Below are 15,911 nucleotides of genomic sequence, written 5' to 3' on the forward strand. Positions count from 1 at the left end.
CGCATCAGCGCCGGCGCCCGTCCACTTGGGAGCGACGATGGAATGCGTGTTTTGCCGTGAAGACGGCGGCGAGGTGCTCTGGCAGGACGATGCGCTGCGCGTCGTGCTCGCGACGGGCGAGCACGAGTACCCGGGCTTCTGCCGGGTGATCTGGGGCACGCACGTGGCCGAGTTCTCCGATCTCGGCGAGCCAGAGCGGGCACACCTGATGCGCGTGGTGTACGCGGTGGAGCGGGCCGTGCGCCGCGTGATGCAGCCGAACAAGGTGAATCTCGCGAGCCTCGGCAACATGGTGCCACACGTGCACTGGCACGTGATCCCGCGCTTCTCCAACGACGCCCATTTCCCGCAGCCTGTCTGGGCGCCGCGCCAGCGCAGCGTGTCCGAGGCGCTGCTGCGCACGCGCGCGGCGCAGGCCTCGCTGCTGCACAATGCGGTGCGCGAGGAAATTCAACGCATGACCGATTCGAGGCAGCCATGAGCGGTTTGACTTCCACGACGCCGATTCCGTCCGGCGTCGTCGTGCACGCGGTGTCGCGCGTGCTCGAATTGCAGTACCCGAACGGCGAGAGCTACCGGATTCCGTTCGAGCTGATGCGCGTCTATTCGCCGTCGGCCGAGGTGCGCGGCCACGGGCCCGGCCAGGAGACGCTGCAGACGGGCAAGCGCGAGGTGACGATCACCGCGCTCGAGGGCGTGGGCAACTACGCGCTGCAGCCGACGTTCTCCGACGGCCATTCGACCGGCATCTACTCGTGGGATCTGCTGTACGAACTGGCGACGCAGCAGGACGCGCTGTGGCGCGACTATTTCGACAAACTGAAGGCGGCGGGCGTCGAACGCGACGCCCCGATGCAGGCGGCCCCCGCGCCGCACGGCCACTGCCACTGAAATCGACGGCGCCCGTTCGGCGCCGTCTTGCCATTTACTGAGGATCAACGCGATGAGCAAAACCCACTTCGGCTTCGAAAGCGTCGAGGAAAACGAAAAAGCGAAGAAAGTGGCGGGCGTGTTCCATTCGGTCGCGAGCAACTACGATCTGATGAACGACCTGATGTCGGCCGGCATGCACCGCGCGTGGAAGGCGTTCACGATCGCGCAGGCGAACGTGCGCCCCGGTTTCAAGGTGCTCGACATCGCGGCCGGCACCGGCGACCTGACCAAGGCGTTCGCGAAGGCGGCCGGCCCGACGGGCGAGGTCTGGCACACCGACATCAACGAATCGATGCTGCGCGTCGGTCGTGACCGGCTGCTCGACAAGGGCGTCGTGACGCCGTCGCTCCTGTGCGACGCGGAGAAAATTCCCTTTCCGGACAACTACTTCGATGTGGTCACGGTCGCGTTCGGGCTGCGCAACATGACGCACAAGGACGCCGCGCTCGCCGAGATGCGCCGTGTCGCGAAGCCCGGCGGCCGCGTGATGGTGCTGGAATTCTCGAAAGTCTGGGATCCGCTGAAAAAAGCGTACGACCTGTATTCTTTCAAAGTATTACCGTGGCTTGGCGACAAGTTCGCGAAAGATGCTGAAAGTTACCGGTATCTTGCTGAATCTATCCGGATGCACCCCGATCAGGACACGCTGAAGACGATGATGGAACAAGCGGGCCTCGACGCCGTCAAATATTACAATTTGTCAGGTGGCGTGGTAGCTTTACACCTAGGAACCAAGTACTAAGGGGTTCTTTCCCTACATTCGTCTTACATCTGGAGAAGCTGATGTCCGAATCGCGTTCGTTGTTCAACCGTAGCAAGCCGTCGAAGCCGTGGGCTCGACGGGTCGGCACGTTGCTGATGGTCGGCCTGCTCACGGCCGGCACGTTCGCATCGCTCGACGCTGAAGCCAAGCGCATGGGCGGCGGGCGCAGCATCGGCCGCCAGAGTTCCACCGTCACGCAGCGCCAGGCCACGCCGCCCGCGCAGCAACCGATGCAGCAGGCCGCGCCGGCGCAGGCGCAGCGCGCGAACCCGGCCGCCCCGGCCGCGCAGCCGAACCGCTCGCGCTGGCTCGGGCCGATCGCCGGTCTCGCGGCCGGCCTCGGCATCGCGGCGCTGCTGTCGCACTTCGGCCTCGGCGGCGCGTTCGCGAGCATGATGGCGAACGTCATCGTGATCGCACTGTTGGCGATGGTCGGGATCTGGCTGATCCGCAAGTTCATGAACCGTCGCCGTCCGCAGGAACCGGCGTACTCGGTGGGCGGTTCGGCCTCGTCGTCGGGCGGCTACTCGCAGAGCCCGTCGTTCCAGCAAGGCAGCACCGGCAGCAACTACGCCGGCAGCGGCAGCAGCTACGCGAACGAAGCGCAGGGCGTGTTCGGCGGCGGCGCAGCGGCCGCCGGCGCGGCGGGCGCGATGGCGGCCGCACCGCTGCAGGTGCCGGCCGGCTTCGATACCGAAGCGTTCCTGCGTAGCGCGAAGGTCTACTTCGTGCGCCTGCAGGCCGCATGGGACCAGGGCAACCTGGCCGACATCCGCGAGTTCACGACGCCGGAAATGTTCGCCGAGATCAAGATCGACCTTGATTCGCGCGGCAATGAGGCGAACCAGACCGATGTCGTTCAGCTCGACGCGGAACTGGTCGCGATCGAGGATCGCGGCATCGAGCAGTCGGCGAGCGTGCGTTTCCACGGGCTGATCCGCGAATCGGCGAATGCGTCGGCGGCACCGTTCGACGAGGTGTGGAACCTGTCGAAGTCGGGCAGCCAGGGCTGGCTGCTCGCGGGTATCCAGCAGATCAACACGCACTGAGCGTGACCGGCGGCCGGCTTGCCGGCTGCCCGGGCGACGGCCGCCGCACTGCGACCGCTTGCCGCCCGGGTGTGCGGTTGGCCGCGGTCTGCCGACGATCCGACGTTACAATAGAAACCCGCGTGGGCGCCCGGCCTGCGCGGGTTTTTTCTTTACCAGCACGATGACCTTTGCCGCCAAGCCTTTTGCTGCTGCTGTCAATCACCTGCTCGCGCGTGAATCATGGGCGCGCGACCGCCTGATCCCCTACGCGGGCAAGACCGCCCGGCTCGACGTGCCGCCCGTCACGCTCACGCTGCTCGTGCAGCCCGACGGCTACCTGTCCGCGGTGGAAGCGCACGATGCGCAACACGTCGACGTGTCGATCGCGCTCGCGGGCGACACGGTCGCCGCATTCCTGCAGGGCGGCCAGGTGGCCGTGATGAAGCACGTGAAGATCGACGGCGACGCGGAGTTCGCGACGCAGATCGCGAAGCTGGCCGAGCACCTGCGCTGGGAACCTGAGGAAGATCTCGCGAAGCTGGTCGGCGACGCGGCGGCGTACCGGATCGCGACGGTCGTGCGCGACGCCGGCGCGCACGCGCGCCGCACCGGCCGCAACGTGCTCGATTCCGTCGCCGAGTACTGGCTCGACGAGAACCCGCAAGTCGTCCGGCGCACGGTGCTTGGCGGCTTCGACGCCGAACTGGCGCGTGCGCGCGATGCGCTCGCGCGGGTCGAAAAACGGGTCGAGCGACTCGAACAAAAAATCGGCGCGCGCACGGGCTCCGGCCCGCGCGGCGCGCACTGAGGGCCGCAGGGCATGCGCATTTTCCGTTTCATCAAGATTGTCTACACCGTCATCCGCTTTGGCCTCGACGAAGTGATGCTGTCCCGGATCGACGACCGGCGCGTGAAGCTGCTGCTGCGGATCACGACGATCGGCCGCCGCTATTCCGATCCGCCCGCCGTGCGGCTGCGTCGCGCGCTCGAAAGCCTCGGCCCGATCTTCGTGAAGTTCGGCCAGGTGCTGTCGACACGGCGCGACCTGCTGTCGGTCGATTTCGCAAACGAACTCGCGAAGCTACAGGACCAGGTGCCGCCGTTCGATTCGGCGGTCGCGATCGCGATCATCGAGAAGTCGCTCGGCGCGCCGGTCGACGAGCTGTTCGACGAATTCGAGCGCGAGCCGATCGCGAGCGCGTCGATCGCACAGGTGCATTTCGCGAAGCTGAAGCAGGGCCCGCATGCGGGCAAGGCCGTCGCGGTCAAGGTGCTGCGCCCGAACATGCTGCCGGTGATCGATTCCGACCTCGCGCTGATGCGCGACATCGCGACGTGGACGGAACGCATGTGGGCCGACGGGCGGCGCCTGAAGCCGCGCGAAGTCGTCGCCGAATTCGACAAGTACCTGCACGACGAACTCGACCTGATGCGCGAGGCCGCGAACGGCAGCCAGCTGCGCCGCAACTTCGCGGGCCTCGACCTGCTGCTCGTGCCCGAGATGTTCTGGGATTTCTCGACGTCGCAGGTGCTCGTGATGGAGCGCATGACCGGCGTGCCGATCAGCCAGGTCGAGACGTTGCGCTCGGCCGGCGTCGACATCAAGAAGCTCGCGCGCGAAGGCGTCGAGATCTTCTTCACGCAGGTGTTCCGCGACGGCTTCTTCCATGCGGACATGCACCCGGGCAACATCCAGGTGAGCCTCGACCCGAACACGTTCGGCCGCTACATCGCGCTCGATTTCGGGATCGTCGGCGCGTTGTCGGATTTCGACAAGAACTACCTCGCGCAGAACTTCCTCGCGTTCTTCAAGCGCGACTACCACCGCGTCGCGACGCTGCACCTCGAATCGGGCTGGGTGCCGCCCGAGACGCGCGTCGAGGAACTCGAAAGCGCGATCCGCGCGGTGTGCGAGCCGTATTTCGACCGCGCGCTGAAGGACATCTCGCTCGGCCAGGTGCTGATGCGCCTGTTCTCGACGTCGCGCCGCTTCAACGTCGAGATCCAGCCGCAACTCGTACTGCTGCAGAAGACGATGCTGAACGTCGAGGGGCTCGGCCGCTCGCTCGATCCCGAACTCGACCTGTGGAAGACCGCGAAGCCGTATCTCGAGCGCTGGATGACCGAGCAGATCGGCCTGCGCGGCTGGTACGAGCGTTTCAAGGTCGAGGCGCCGCAGTGGAGCAAGACGTTGCCGCAACTGCCGCGCCTGATCCACCACGCGATGGCGGCGCGCCACGACGCACCGCGCGCGGCGAGCGAGGACCTGATGCGCCAGATCCTCGTCGAGCAGAAACGTACCAACCGGCTGCTGCAGGCATTGCTGATCTTCGGTCTTGCCGTCGGCGTCGGGGCGCTCGTCGCGCGCGTGCTGCTCGCGCTTGCGTACGGCGCATGACCGAAAGGACTGGAGCGATGTCCGAACCGAAACAACCGTCCGCGCCGAGCGCCGCCGATTTCGCGACGCGCGACCCCGGCAACGCGTCGTTCTGGGACGAGCGTTTCGCCCGTGGCGTGACGCCGTGGGAATTCGGCGGCGTGCCGGACGGGTTTCGCGCGTTTGCGCGGCGGCGCGAGCCGTGCGCGGTGCTGATCCCCGGCTGCGGTAGTGCGCAGGAGGCCGGCTGGCTCGCGCAGTCCGGCTGGCCCGTGCGCGCGATCGATTTTGCCGCGCAGGCGGTGGCGGCCGCGAAGGTGCAGCTTGGCGCACACGCGGACGTCGTCGAGCAGGCCGATTTCTTCGCGTACCAGCCGCCGTTCGTCGTGCAGTGGGTGTACGAGCGCGCGTTCCTGTGCGCGCTGCCGCCGGCCATGCGTGCCGACTATGCGGCGCGGATGGTGGAACTGCTGCCGGCGGACGGATTGCTGGCCGGTTATTTCTTCGTGACGAAGAAACCGAAGGGGCCGCCGTTCGGCATCGAGCGTGCCGAACTTGACGCGCTGCTCGCGCCGCACTTCGAACTGATCGAGGATCTGCCGGTGACCGATTCGCTGGCCGTGTTCGAAGGACACGAGCGCTGGCTCACGTGGCGCCGTCGCTGAAGCCCGCGTGTTGCGGCCGTTGCCGGAGCGCGCCGGGGTTTCGGATATAATTCAAGGTTTTGCAAGCCGTTTCCAGTTTCTGCGGGAAAAATATCATGCCGATCTACGCCTATCGATGCGAAGCGTGCGGTTTCGCGAAGGACGTGCTCCAGAAGATGAGCGACGCGCCGCTGTCGCAGTGCCCCGAATGCGGGAAGGATGCTTTTCGCAAGCAGGTCACCGCCGCCGGCTTCCAGTTGAAGGGCTCCGGCTGGTATGTCACCGATTTCCGCGGTGGCTCGGGCGGCATCAGCGCGCCGGCGACGGCGTCCGGCGACACGGGCACGGCGGCACCAGCCGCAGCCGCGCCTGCTGCCGCGAGTTCCGAAAGTACGACGACGAGCGCCGCGCCGGCCCCGGCTGCAGCGCCCGCCGCCGGCAGTTGACCGTCGCGGCCCGGCCGGGTCGCGACCAACCCGCGCTTCCGGCGCGGTTCATTGACGGCAGATGATGAAAAAGACGACCCTGAAAACGGTGTTTCTGACCGGCCTGCTGGTTCTCGTCCCGCTCGCGATCACGCTGTGGGTGCTCGGCCTCATCATCGGCACGATGGACCAGACGCTGCTGCTGCTGCCCGAATCGTGGCAGCCGGAGCGGATGCTCGGCTTCCATTTGCCGGGGATCGGCGCGGTGCTGACGCTCGCGTTCATCTTCGTCGTCGGGCTGGCCACGCAGAACTTCATCGGCCAGAAGCTCGTCACGTGGTGGAACGCGGTCGTGCGTCACATCCCGGTCGTCGGGCCGATCTACACGAGTGTCAAGCAGGTGTCGGACACGCTGCTGTCGAGCAGCGGCAACGCGTTCCGCAAGGCGCTGCTGATCGAATACCCGCGTCGCGGCTCGTATACGATTGCGTTTCTGACCGGCACGCCCGGCGGCGACGTGGTCAACCATCTGACGGAAGAGTACGTGAGCGTGTACGTGCCCACGACGCCGAACCCGACGTCTGGCTTCTTCCTGATGCTGCCGAAGAGCGAAGTCATCGAACTCGACATGTCGGTCGATGCCGCGCTCAAGTACATCGTCTCGATGGGCGTCGTGGCGCCTTCGGCGCCGGCTCCGGCGCCCGCCCGCCGTCCCGTCGAGCCGCCGCTGTAAGTAAAGAATCATCGCCCGGGCCGCACGTTGCGGCACCCGTTGATCAAACCGAACGAAAGCAAACATCATGTCGATGCGTACTGAATACTGCGGTCTCGTGACCGAACACCTGCTGGGCCAAACCGTGTCGCTGTGCGGCTGGGTGCAGCGCCGCCGCGATCACGGCGGTGTGATCTTCATCGACCTGCGCGATCGTGAAGGCCTCGTGCAGGTGGTGTGCGACCCGGATCGCGCGGACATGTTCGCGACCGCCGAAGGCGTGCGCAACGAGTTCTGCGTGCAGATCAAGGGTCTCGTGCGCAACCGTCCGGAAGGCACGGTCAACGCCGGTCTGAAGAGCGGCAAGATCGAAGTGCTGTGCCACGAGCTGATCGTGCTGAACGCGTCGGTCACGCCGCCGTTCCAGCTCGACGACGACAACCTGTCGGAAACGACGCGCCTCACGCACCGCGTGCTCGACCTGCGCCGTCCGCAGATGCAGCACAACCTGCGCCTGCGCTACCGTGTCGCGATCGAAGCGCGCAAGTACCTCGACGAGCAGGGCTTCATCGACATCGAAACGCCGATGCTGACGAAGAGCACGCCGGAAGGCGCGCGCGACTACCTCGTGCCGTCGCGCGTGAACGCGGGCCAGTTCTTCGCGCTGCCGCAGTCGCCGCAGCTGTTCAAGCAGTTGCTGATGGTCGCGAACTTCGACCGTTACTACCAGATCACCAAGTGCTTCCGCGACGAAGACCTCCGTGCCGACCGTCAGCCGGAATTCACGCAGATCGACTGCGAGACGTCGTTCCTCGGCGAGCAGGAAATCCGCGACCTGTTCGAAGACATGATCCGTCACATCTTCAAGACGACGATCGACGTCGAACTCGACGCGAAATTCCCGGTGATGCCGTACTCGGAAGCGATGGCGCGTTTCGGTTCGGACAAGCCGGACCTGCGCGTGCAGCTCGAATTCACCGAGCTGACCGACGCGATGAAGGACGTCGACTTCAAGGTGTTCAGCACGCCGGCCAACGCGAAGGACGGCCGCGTCGCGGCGCTGCGCGTGCCGAAGGGCAGCGAACTGTCGCGCGGCGACATCGACGGCTACACGGAATTCGTGCGCATCTACGGCGCGAAGGGCCTCGCATGGATCAAGGTCAACGAGAAGGCGAAGGGCCGCGACGGCCTGCAAAGCCCGATCGTCAAGAACCTGCACGACGCATCGATCGCGGCGATCCTCGAGCGCACCGGCGCTGAAGACGGCGACATCATCTTCTTCGCGGCCGACCGCGCGAAGGTGGTCAACGACAGCCTCGGCGCACTGCGCCTGAAGATCGGCCATTCGGAATTCGGCAAGGCGAACGGCCTCGTCCAGGCCGGCTGGAAGCCGCTGTGGGTCGTCGACTTCCCGATGTTCGAATACGACGACGAAGATGCGCGTTACGTCGCGGCGCACCACCCGTTCACGAGCCCGAAGGACGAGCACCTCGAGTACCTCGAGACCGATCCGGGCCGTTGCCTCGCGAAGGCATACGACATGGTGCTGAACGGCTGGGAAATCGGCGGCGGCTCGGTGCGTATCCACCGCGAGGAAGTGCAGAGCAAGGTGTTCCGCGCGCTGAAGATCGGTGCGGAAGAAGCGCAACTGAAGTTCGGCTTCCTGCTGGACGCGCTGCAGTACGGCGCGCCGCCGCACGGCGGTATCGCATTCGGCCTCGACCGCATCGTCACGATGATGGCCGGTGCCGACTCGATCCGCGACGTGATCGCGTTCCCGAAGACGCAGCGTGCGCAGGATCTGCTCACGCAGGCGCCGAGCCCGGTCGACGAGCGTCAGCTGCGCGAACTGCACATCCGTCTGCGTCAGCCGGAACAGCCGAAGGCGTAACGCTTGTCACAGGTCGTGTGCGCGGCGACGCGCGCACGACGCCCAACGAAAAAGGCGCCGTTGTGCGCCTTTTTCGTTTTTTGCGGTACAGTCGCAGCACTTGCCGCACGTTCGGGCCCAGGCCCGGCGCACGGCCCTGTGCCGCATGAAACAAAGATGACGAAGCCGCCGAAAATCCCCGAATCCGTTCTCGTCGTGATCTACACGCCCGACCTCGACGTGCTGGTGATCAAGCGTGCCGACCAGCCCGATTTCTGGCAATCGGTGACCGGATCGAAGGACGCGCTCGACGAGCCGCTCGCACTCACGGCCGCGCGCGAGGTCGTCGAGGAAACCGGCATCTCCGTCGGGTCGCCCGACGTGCCGGCCACCGCGCTGGTCGACTGGCATCACCGGATCGAATACACGATCTATCCGCAATACCTGCATCGCTATGCGCCGGGCGTCACGCGCAACGTCGAGCACTGGTTCGGCCTGTGCGTGCCGCGCCGCGTCGACGTGACGCTGTCGCCGCGCGAGCATGTCGATCATGCGTGGCTGCCGTTCCGCGAAGCGGCCGCGCGCTGCTTCTCGCCGTCGAATGCCGAAGCGATCCTGCAACTGCCCGTGCGCGTGTCGCTCGCGCGGGCGCCGCACGGCTCGTCCGCATGAATGCGGAAACCCGCAAGCGCTTCGCGCAATTGCGGCAGATGTTCCTGCAGGAGCGCGGCTCCGCGTCGCGGCTCGCGTTCACGGCCGGCAACACGGTTCGGCTGTGCGAGACGGGCAATGAGTTCTTCCACGCGCTGATCGAGCGGATCGATGCGGCGCGCGAGCAGGTGATGCTCGAAACCTACATCTTCTGCGACGACGCGGCCGGTCGCCCGGTGTCGGATGCGCTGATCCGCGCGGCGCGGCGCGGCGTGCGCGTTCGCGTGATCACCGACGGCATCGGCACCGCGCGCCTGCCGCTGTTCGACGCGTGGGCCGAGGCCGGCGTCGAGCACTGCATCTACAACCGCTTCCTGTTCGGCCGTTTCGGCTTCTCGCGCACGCACCGCAAGCTCGCGGTGATCGATCATGCGGTCGCGTTCTGCGGCGGCATCAACATCGTCGACGACTACACGCAGGGCAGCGCCATGCTGCCGTTTCCGCGCTGGGATTTCGCGGTCGAGATGGCCGGGCCGGCAGTTTCGGACGTGCGCGCCGCGTTCGAGCTGCAGTGGCACCGCATCCAGTTTGGCCACAAGCCGTACGCGCAGTACGCGGCCGGTTTGCACGGCGGCGAAGCGTTCCCGAACATGTTCCGGCGCTGGATGCGCAGCCACCGGTGGATCAAGGCCGGTGCGCTGCGGGTCGTGACGGAGCCGAGCGTCGCATTCGTCGCGCGCGACAACGTCGTGAACCGCCGCGCGATCGAGAAGGCCTATCTCGCCGCGATCGGCCAGGCGCGCCAGCGGATCCTGCTCGCGAATCCGTACTTCATGCCGGGCCGCAAGCTGCGCCGTGCACTGACGGGCGCTGCACGCCGCGGCGTCGACGTGCGAATACTCATCGGCCGCAAGGAATTCACGGCGCTCGATACGGCCGTGCCGTTCCTGTATCACGCGCTGCTGCGCGCGGGCGTGCGTGTCGCCGAATACGACAAGACGATCCTGCATGGCAAGGTGGCCGTGATCGACGACAACTGGGCGACCGTCGGCTCGTCGAACCTGGACGCGCTGAGCCTGATGCTGAACAACGAGGCGAACGTCGTGCTGGTGCGCTACGATGCGGTCACGAACGAACTGCGCGACGCGATCGCGGCCGCCTTCTCCGAAGGCCGCGAAATCGATGCCGCCCGGTACGCCGCACGGCCGCGCATCGAGCGTATGCTGAACTGGCTGGCATACAACACATACCGCCTCGTGATGAAGGCGCTGACGGTCGGCGGTTACGACTGACACGGATTCAGTATCCGCTTCATGAAATCTGTCCGCACGTTCGTGCGGAAAAGCCGCTCCGGTCCCGCCGGAATCGCGCAAAATAGCGGCTCGGTTAGACACCGGTTTCTAATAATTTCCTTGTTTCGCGAGCGGCCGCACTCAATAATAGTACGGCCGTTCGATTTTATTCGAACCCCCGAACGGTTAAGAAAAAGCTATGCGAAAAGGCGAACAGACGCGTGCCGCGATACTCGAAGCTGCTTTGGACCTCGCCAGCCGTGACGGGCTGGAGGGGTTGACGATCGGCCTCTTGGCCGAGCGCATGCAGATGAGCAAGAGCGGTGTGTTCGCGCACTTCGGATCGCGCGAGGACCTGCAGGTCGAGGTCGTCCGCGAGTATCACCATCGTTTTGAAAACGAGGTGTTCTTTCCGAGCCTGCGCGAGCCGCGAGGCTTGCCGCGCCTTCGGGCGATGCTGGCCCGCTGGACGGAGAAGCGCATCCAGGAGGTGACGACCGGATGCATCTACATCAGCGGTGCGGTCGAGTACGACGACCGGCCCGACAGCCCCGTGCGCGAGCAGTTGATCGCCAGCGTGACGGCCTGGCGTGCCGCGATGCTGCGTGCCATTTCGCAGGCGAAGGAAGAAGGCCATCTGCGTGCGGATACCGATCCGGACCTGATGCTCTTCGAACTGTACAGCTTCACGCTCGGCCTGCATCACGACGCACGATTCCTGCATTCGCCGGATGCCGTGCGCCTCACGTGGGCCGCGCTGGAAAAGACGATCGTTTCGTATCAGAGCGAGAGCCGTTAGCGGCGCGTGACCCGCCCGCCAGGAGCTCGAGCCGTTTTGCCCACCTTTGGAGAGAGTCATGGGACAGTACGCCGCGCCGCTGCGCGACATGCAATTCGTGTTGCACGAGCTTCTGAATGTCGAGGCCGAGGTCAAGCAAATGCCGCGGCATGCGGACCTCGACGCCGACACGATCAACCAGGTCCTCGAGGAGGCGGGCAAGTTCTGCTCCGAGGTGCTGTTCCCGCTGAACCAGGTCGGCGACCGCGAAGGCTGCACGTATGAAGGCGACGGCGTCGTGAAGACCCCGACCGGCTTCAAGGAAGCGTACCAGCAGTACGTCGAGGCCGGCTGGCCGGCGCTCGGCTGCGATCCGGACTACGGCGGCCAGGGCCTGCCCGCGTTCGTGAACAACGCGCTCTACGAAATGCTGAACTCGGCGAACCAGGCTTGGACGATGTATCCGGGCCTGTCGCACGGCGCGTACGAATGCCTGCACGCGCACGGCGCGCCGGAATTGCAGCAGCAATACCTGCCGAAGCTCGTGTCGGGCGAATGGACGGGCACGATGTGCCTGACCGAGCCGCACTGCGGCACCGACCTCGGCATCCTGCGCACCAAGGCCGAACCGAACGGCGACGGCTCGTACTCGATCAGCGGCACGAAGATCTTCATCTCGAGCGGCGAGCACGACATGTCGAAGAACATCGTCCACCTCGTGCTCGCGCGCCTGCCGGACGCGCCGCAAGGCACGAAGGGGATCTCGCTGTTCATCGTGCCCAAGTTCGTGCCGGACGCCGCGGGCGAGCCGGGCGAGCGCAACGGCATCAAGTGCGGCTCGATCGAGCACAAGATGGGCATCCACGGCAACTCGACGTGCGTGATGAACCTCGACAACGCGAAGGGCTGGATGGTCGGCGAGCCGAACAAGGGCCTCAACGCGATGTTCGTGATGATGAACGCCGCGCGTCTCGGCGTCGGCATGCAGGGCCTGGGCCTGACGGAAGTCGCGTACCAGAACTCGCTGACGTACGCGAAGGAACGCCTGCAGATGCGCTCGCTGACGGGGCCGAAGGCACCGGACAAGCCGGCCGACCCGATCATCGTGCATCCGGACGTGCGCCGCATGCTGCTCACGCAGAAGGCCTACGCGGAAGGCGCGCGCGCCTTCACGTACTGGTCGGCGCTGCAGATCGACAAGGAGCTGTCGCACGGTGACGAAGCGGTGCGCAAGGAAGCGGCCGATCTCGTCGCGCTGCTCACGCCGATCATCAAGGCGTTCCTGACCGACAACGCGTTCGAGTCGACCAACCACGCGATGCAGATCTACGGCGGCCACGGTTTCATCTCCGAGTGGGGCATGGAGCAGTACGTGCGCGACGCGCGGATCAACATGATCTACGAAGGCACGAACTCGATCCAGTCGCTCGACCTGCTGGGCCGCAAGGTGCTCGGCGACATGGGCGCGAAGCTGAAGAAGTTCGGCAAGCTCGTCACCGAATTCGCGGAAGCCGAAGGCGTGAAGCCGGAGATGGCCGAGTTCATCAACCCGCTCGCGGACATCGGCGACAAGGTGCAGAAGCTGACGATGGAAATCGGCATGAAGGCGATGCAGAACCCGGACGAAGTCGGCGCTGCCGCCGTGCCGTACCTGCGCACTGTCGGCCATCTGGTGTTCTCGTACTTCTGGGCGCGCATGGCGCGCCTCGCCCTCGACAAGGAAGCGTCGGGCGACCCGTTCTACAAGTCGAAGCTCGCGACGGCACGCTTCTACTTCGCGCGCCTGCTGCCCGAGACGGCAGCGACGATCCGCGCCGCGCGCGCCGGTTCGAAGACGCTGATGGAAGTCGACGAATCGCTGTTCTGACGCGAGTCCGGGCGGTGCGCGCCGCGCGCCGCCCGAACGCAACGGTTCCTGGTACTCACTTCGCCGTGCAGCCCTCCCAACCCGCGCTGCACGACACTATCCGGAGACATCCCGTGAGCAATTTCCTGATTCGCAAGGTCGCCGTGCTGGGCGCCGGTGTGATGGGCGCGCAGATCGCCGCGCACCTCGTCAACGCGCGCGTGCCAGTGCTGCTGTTCGACCTGCCGGCCAAGGAAGGCCCGAAAAACGCGATCGCGCTGAAGGCGATCGAGAACCTGAAGAAGCTGTCGCCCGCGCCGTTCGGCGTGAAGGACGACGCGAAATACCTCGAAGCAGCGAACTACGAGGACGACATCGCGAAGCTCGCCGAGTGCGACGTCGTGATCGAGGCGATCGCCGAGCGGATGGACTGGAAGCACGACCTGTACAAGAAGGTCGCGCCGCACATCGCACCGAATGCGATCTTCGCGACCAACACGTCGGGCCTGTCGATCACGAAGCTGTCCGAAGGTTTCTCGGACGAGCTGAAGTCGCGCTTCTGCGGCGTGCACTTCTTCAACCCGCCGCGCTACATGCACCTCGTCGAACTGATCCCGACCGCGCATACGCGTCCGGAGATCCTCGACCAGCTCGAGACCTTCCTGACGAGCATCGTCGGCAAGGGTGTCGTGCGCGCGAAGGACACGCCGAACTTCATCGCGAACCGCGTCGGGATCTTCTCGATCCTCGCGGTGATTACCGAGGCCGCCAAGTTCGGCCTGCGCTTCGACGAAGTCGACGACCTGACGGGCAGCCGCCTCGGCCGCGCGAAGTCGGCGACGTTCCGCACCGCGGACGTGGTCGGCCTCGACACGATGGCGCACGTGATCAAGACGATGCAGGACAACCTTGCCGACGATCCGTTCTTCCCGGTCTACCAGACGCCTGCCGTGCTCGCCGAACTGGTGAAGCAGGGCGCGCTCGGCCAGAAGACGGGCGGCGGTTTCTACAAGAAGGAAGGCAAGGCGATCAAGGTGCTCGACGCGAAGACGGGCACCTATGTGGATTCGGGCGCGAAGGCGGACGAAACCGTCGGTCGCATCCTGAAGCGCCCGCCGGCCGAACGCCTGAAGCTGCTGCGCGAGACGGACCATCCGCACGCGCAGTTCCTGTGGTCGATCTTCCGCGACGTGTTCCACTACATCGGCGTGCATCTCGAGTCGATCGCCGACAACGCGCGCGACGTCGACCTCGCGATCCGCTGGGGCTTCGGCTGGAACGAAGGCCCGTTCGAAGGCTGGCAGGCTGCCGGCTGGAAGCAGGTCGCCGAGTGGGTGCAGGAAGACATCGCGGCCGGCAAGGCGCTCGCGAACGTGCCGCTGCCGTCGTGGGTGCTCGAAGGCGCGGTCGCAGAGAAGGGTGGCGTGCACACGGCCGAAGGCTCGTGGGCGCCGGCGTCGCAGCGCTTCGTGCCGCGTTCGGACCTCGCCGTCTACGGCAAGCAGGTATTCCGCGCGCCGCTCGTCGGCGAAGCAGGCGCCGATCCGAAGACGTACGGCAAGACGCTGTTCGAAACCGACGCGGTGCGTGCATGGGTCGATGATCGCGCAGGCGAGGACGACGTCGTGATCGTGTCGTTCAAGTCGAAGATGAACACGATCGGACCGAGCGTGATCGACGGCCTCGTGCAGGCGATCGAACTTGCGGAGAAGGATTACAAGGGCGTGGTGATCTGGCAGCCGACGTCGCTGAAGCTCGGCACGCCGGGCGGCCCGTTCTCGGCCGGCGCGAACCTCGAAGAGGCGATGCCCGCGTTCATGATGGGCGGCGCGAAGGGCATCGAGCCGTTCGTGAAGAAGTTCCAGGAAGGCATGCTGCGCGTGAAGTACGCGAACGTGCCGGTGGTGGCGGCCGTGTCGGGCATCGCGCTCGGCGGCGGGTGCGAGCTGATGCTGCACAGCGCGAAGCGCGTCGTGCACGTCGAGAGCTACATCGGTCTCGTCGAAGTGGGCGTCGGCCTCGTGCCGGCGGGCGGCGGCCTGAAGGAAGCGGCGCTGCGCGCGGCGGATGCGGCCACGGCCGCGAACGCGACCACCGACATCCTGAAGTTCGTCACGAAGTCGTTCGAGAACGCGGCGATGGCGAAGGTGTCGTCGTCGGCGCACGATGCGCGCGCGATGGGCTACCTGAAGCCGTCCGACACGATCATCTTCAACGTGTTCGAACTGCTCGACACCGCGAAGAAGGAAGCACGTGCGCTGGCCGCCGTCGGCTACCGCGCACCGCTGCGCGCGAAGGACGTGCCGGTGGCAGGCCGCTCGGCGATCGCGACGATCAAGGCATCGCTCGTCAACATGCGTGACGGCCGCTTCATCAGCGACCACGACTACCTGATCGCGAGCCGCATCGCCGAAGCCGTGTGCGGCGGCGACGTCGAAGCCGGCAGCCTCGTCGACGAGCAATGGCTGCTCGCGCTCGAGCGCCGCGCGTTCGTCGAGCTGCTCGGCACGCAGAAGACGCAGGAACGGATCATGGGCATGTTGCAGACCGGCAAGCCGGTGCGTAACTGAGCGAGCGGATAAGGCAAGG

Annotated in this window: 15 protein-coding genes; all 15 read left to right on the top strand. The window is 65.9% G+C overall.

Translation table 11 applies throughout. The features are described 5' to 3' along the window. Positions 1–37 precede the first annotated feature (37 nt). The 15 genes from DIE23_RS13665 (at position 38) to DIE23_RS13735 (ending at position 15,892) form a co-directional block, all read left to right on the top strand. Positions 38–481, top strand: coding sequence for an HIT family protein (locus tag DIE23_RS13665; RefSeq protein ID WP_021161324.1), 444 nt, complete (start codon positions 38–40; stop codon positions 479–481). Continuing rightward, on the top strand, positions 478–891 hold the full coding sequence (locus DIE23_RS13670; protein WP_011886002.1) for a gamma-butyrobetaine hydroxylase-like domain-containing protein: 414 nt from the start codon (positions 478–480) through the stop codon (positions 889–891). Before DIE23_RS13665 ends, DIE23_RS13670 begins: the two co-directional genes overlap by 4 nt. 52 nt (positions 892–943) lie before the next feature. Then, a complete protein-coding gene (ubiE, locus tag DIE23_RS13675; protein WP_124612600.1) occupies positions 944–1,675 on the top strand; it encodes a bifunctional demethylmenaquinone methyltransferase/2-methoxy-6-polyprenyl-1,4-benzoquinol methylase UbiE in 732 nt (243 codons plus the stop codon). A gap of 41 nt (positions 1,676–1,716) precedes the next feature. Further along, a complete protein-coding gene (locus DIE23_RS13680; protein WP_124612601.1) occupies positions 1,717–2,745 on the top strand; it encodes a Tim44 domain-containing protein in 1,029 nt (342 codons plus the stop codon). Positions 2,746–2,908: 163 nt separating this feature from the next. Next, complete coding sequence (locus DIE23_RS13685) at positions 2,909–3,535, top strand: SCP2 domain-containing protein (protein WP_124612602.1); 627 nt, start codon at positions 2,909–2,911, stop codon at positions 3,533–3,535. Positions 3,536–3,547: 12 nt separating this feature from the next. Then, positions 3,548–5,125 (top strand): ubiquinone biosynthesis regulatory protein kinase UbiB, encoded by a 1,578-nt coding sequence (gene ubiB / locus DIE23_RS13690; RefSeq protein ID WP_124612603.1) that lies wholly within the window; start codon positions 3,548–3,550, stop codon positions 5,123–5,125. A gap of 17 nt (positions 5,126–5,142) precedes the next feature. After that, positions 5,143–5,769: an SAM-dependent methyltransferase gene (locus DIE23_RS13695; RefSeq protein ID WP_124612604.1), complete on the top strand. Its 627-nt coding sequence runs from the start codon at positions 5,143–5,145 to the stop codon at positions 5,767–5,769. A gap of 95 nt (positions 5,770–5,864) precedes the next feature. Next, positions 5,865–6,194, top strand: a complete 330-nt coding sequence (locus tag DIE23_RS13700; protein ID WP_124612605.1) for an FmdB family zinc ribbon protein — start codon at positions 5,865–5,867, stop codon at positions 6,192–6,194. A gap of 61 nt (positions 6,195–6,255) precedes the next feature. After that, positions 6,256–6,906, top strand: a complete 651-nt coding sequence (locus DIE23_RS13705) for a DUF502 domain-containing protein (protein ID WP_006477842.1) — start codon at positions 6,256–6,258, stop codon at positions 6,904–6,906. Positions 6,907–6,973: 67 nt separating this feature from the next. Next, positions 6,974–8,776, top strand: coding sequence for an aspartate--tRNA ligase (gene aspS, locus DIE23_RS13710; RefSeq protein ID WP_124612606.1), 1,803 nt, complete (start codon positions 6,974–6,976; stop codon positions 8,774–8,776). A gap of 156 nt (positions 8,777–8,932) precedes the next feature. Next, entirely contained in the window at positions 8,933–9,427 is a 495-nt protein-coding gene (gene nudB, locus DIE23_RS13715) for a dihydroneopterin triphosphate diphosphatase (RefSeq protein WP_124612607.1), read from the top strand. Then, positions 9,424–10,698, top strand: a complete 1,275-nt coding sequence (gene clsB / locus DIE23_RS13720) for a cardiolipin synthase ClsB (RefSeq protein ID WP_124612608.1) — start codon at positions 9,424–9,426, stop codon at positions 10,696–10,698. The genes nudB and clsB overlap by 4 nt, the downstream gene beginning before the upstream one ends. Positions 10,699–10,897: 199 nt before the next feature. Beyond that, positions 10,898–11,497 carry a TetR/AcrR family transcriptional regulator gene (locus tag DIE23_RS13725; RefSeq protein ID WP_006751498.1) on the top strand — a complete coding sequence of 200 codons (600 nt, stop codon included), beginning with the start codon at positions 10,898–10,900 and terminating at the stop codon, positions 11,495–11,497. Between the two features lie 58 nt (positions 11,498–11,555). Then, complete coding sequence (locus DIE23_RS13730; protein WP_124612609.1) at positions 11,556–13,343, top strand: acyl-CoA dehydrogenase C-terminal domain-containing protein; 1,788 nt, start codon at positions 11,556–11,558, stop codon at positions 13,341–13,343. A gap of 113 nt (positions 13,344–13,456) precedes the next feature. Continuing rightward, positions 13,457–15,892 (top strand): 3-hydroxyacyl-CoA dehydrogenase/enoyl-CoA hydratase family protein, encoded by a 2,436-nt coding sequence (locus DIE23_RS13735; RefSeq protein WP_124612610.1) that lies wholly within the window; start codon positions 13,457–13,459, stop codon positions 15,890–15,892. Positions 15,893–15,911: the final 19 nt, after the last annotated feature.

The sequence above is a fragment of the Burkholderia sp. Bp9143 genome (assembly GCF_003853645.1).
GTDB lineage: Bacteria > Pseudomonadota > Gammaproteobacteria > Burkholderiales > Burkholderiaceae > Burkholderia.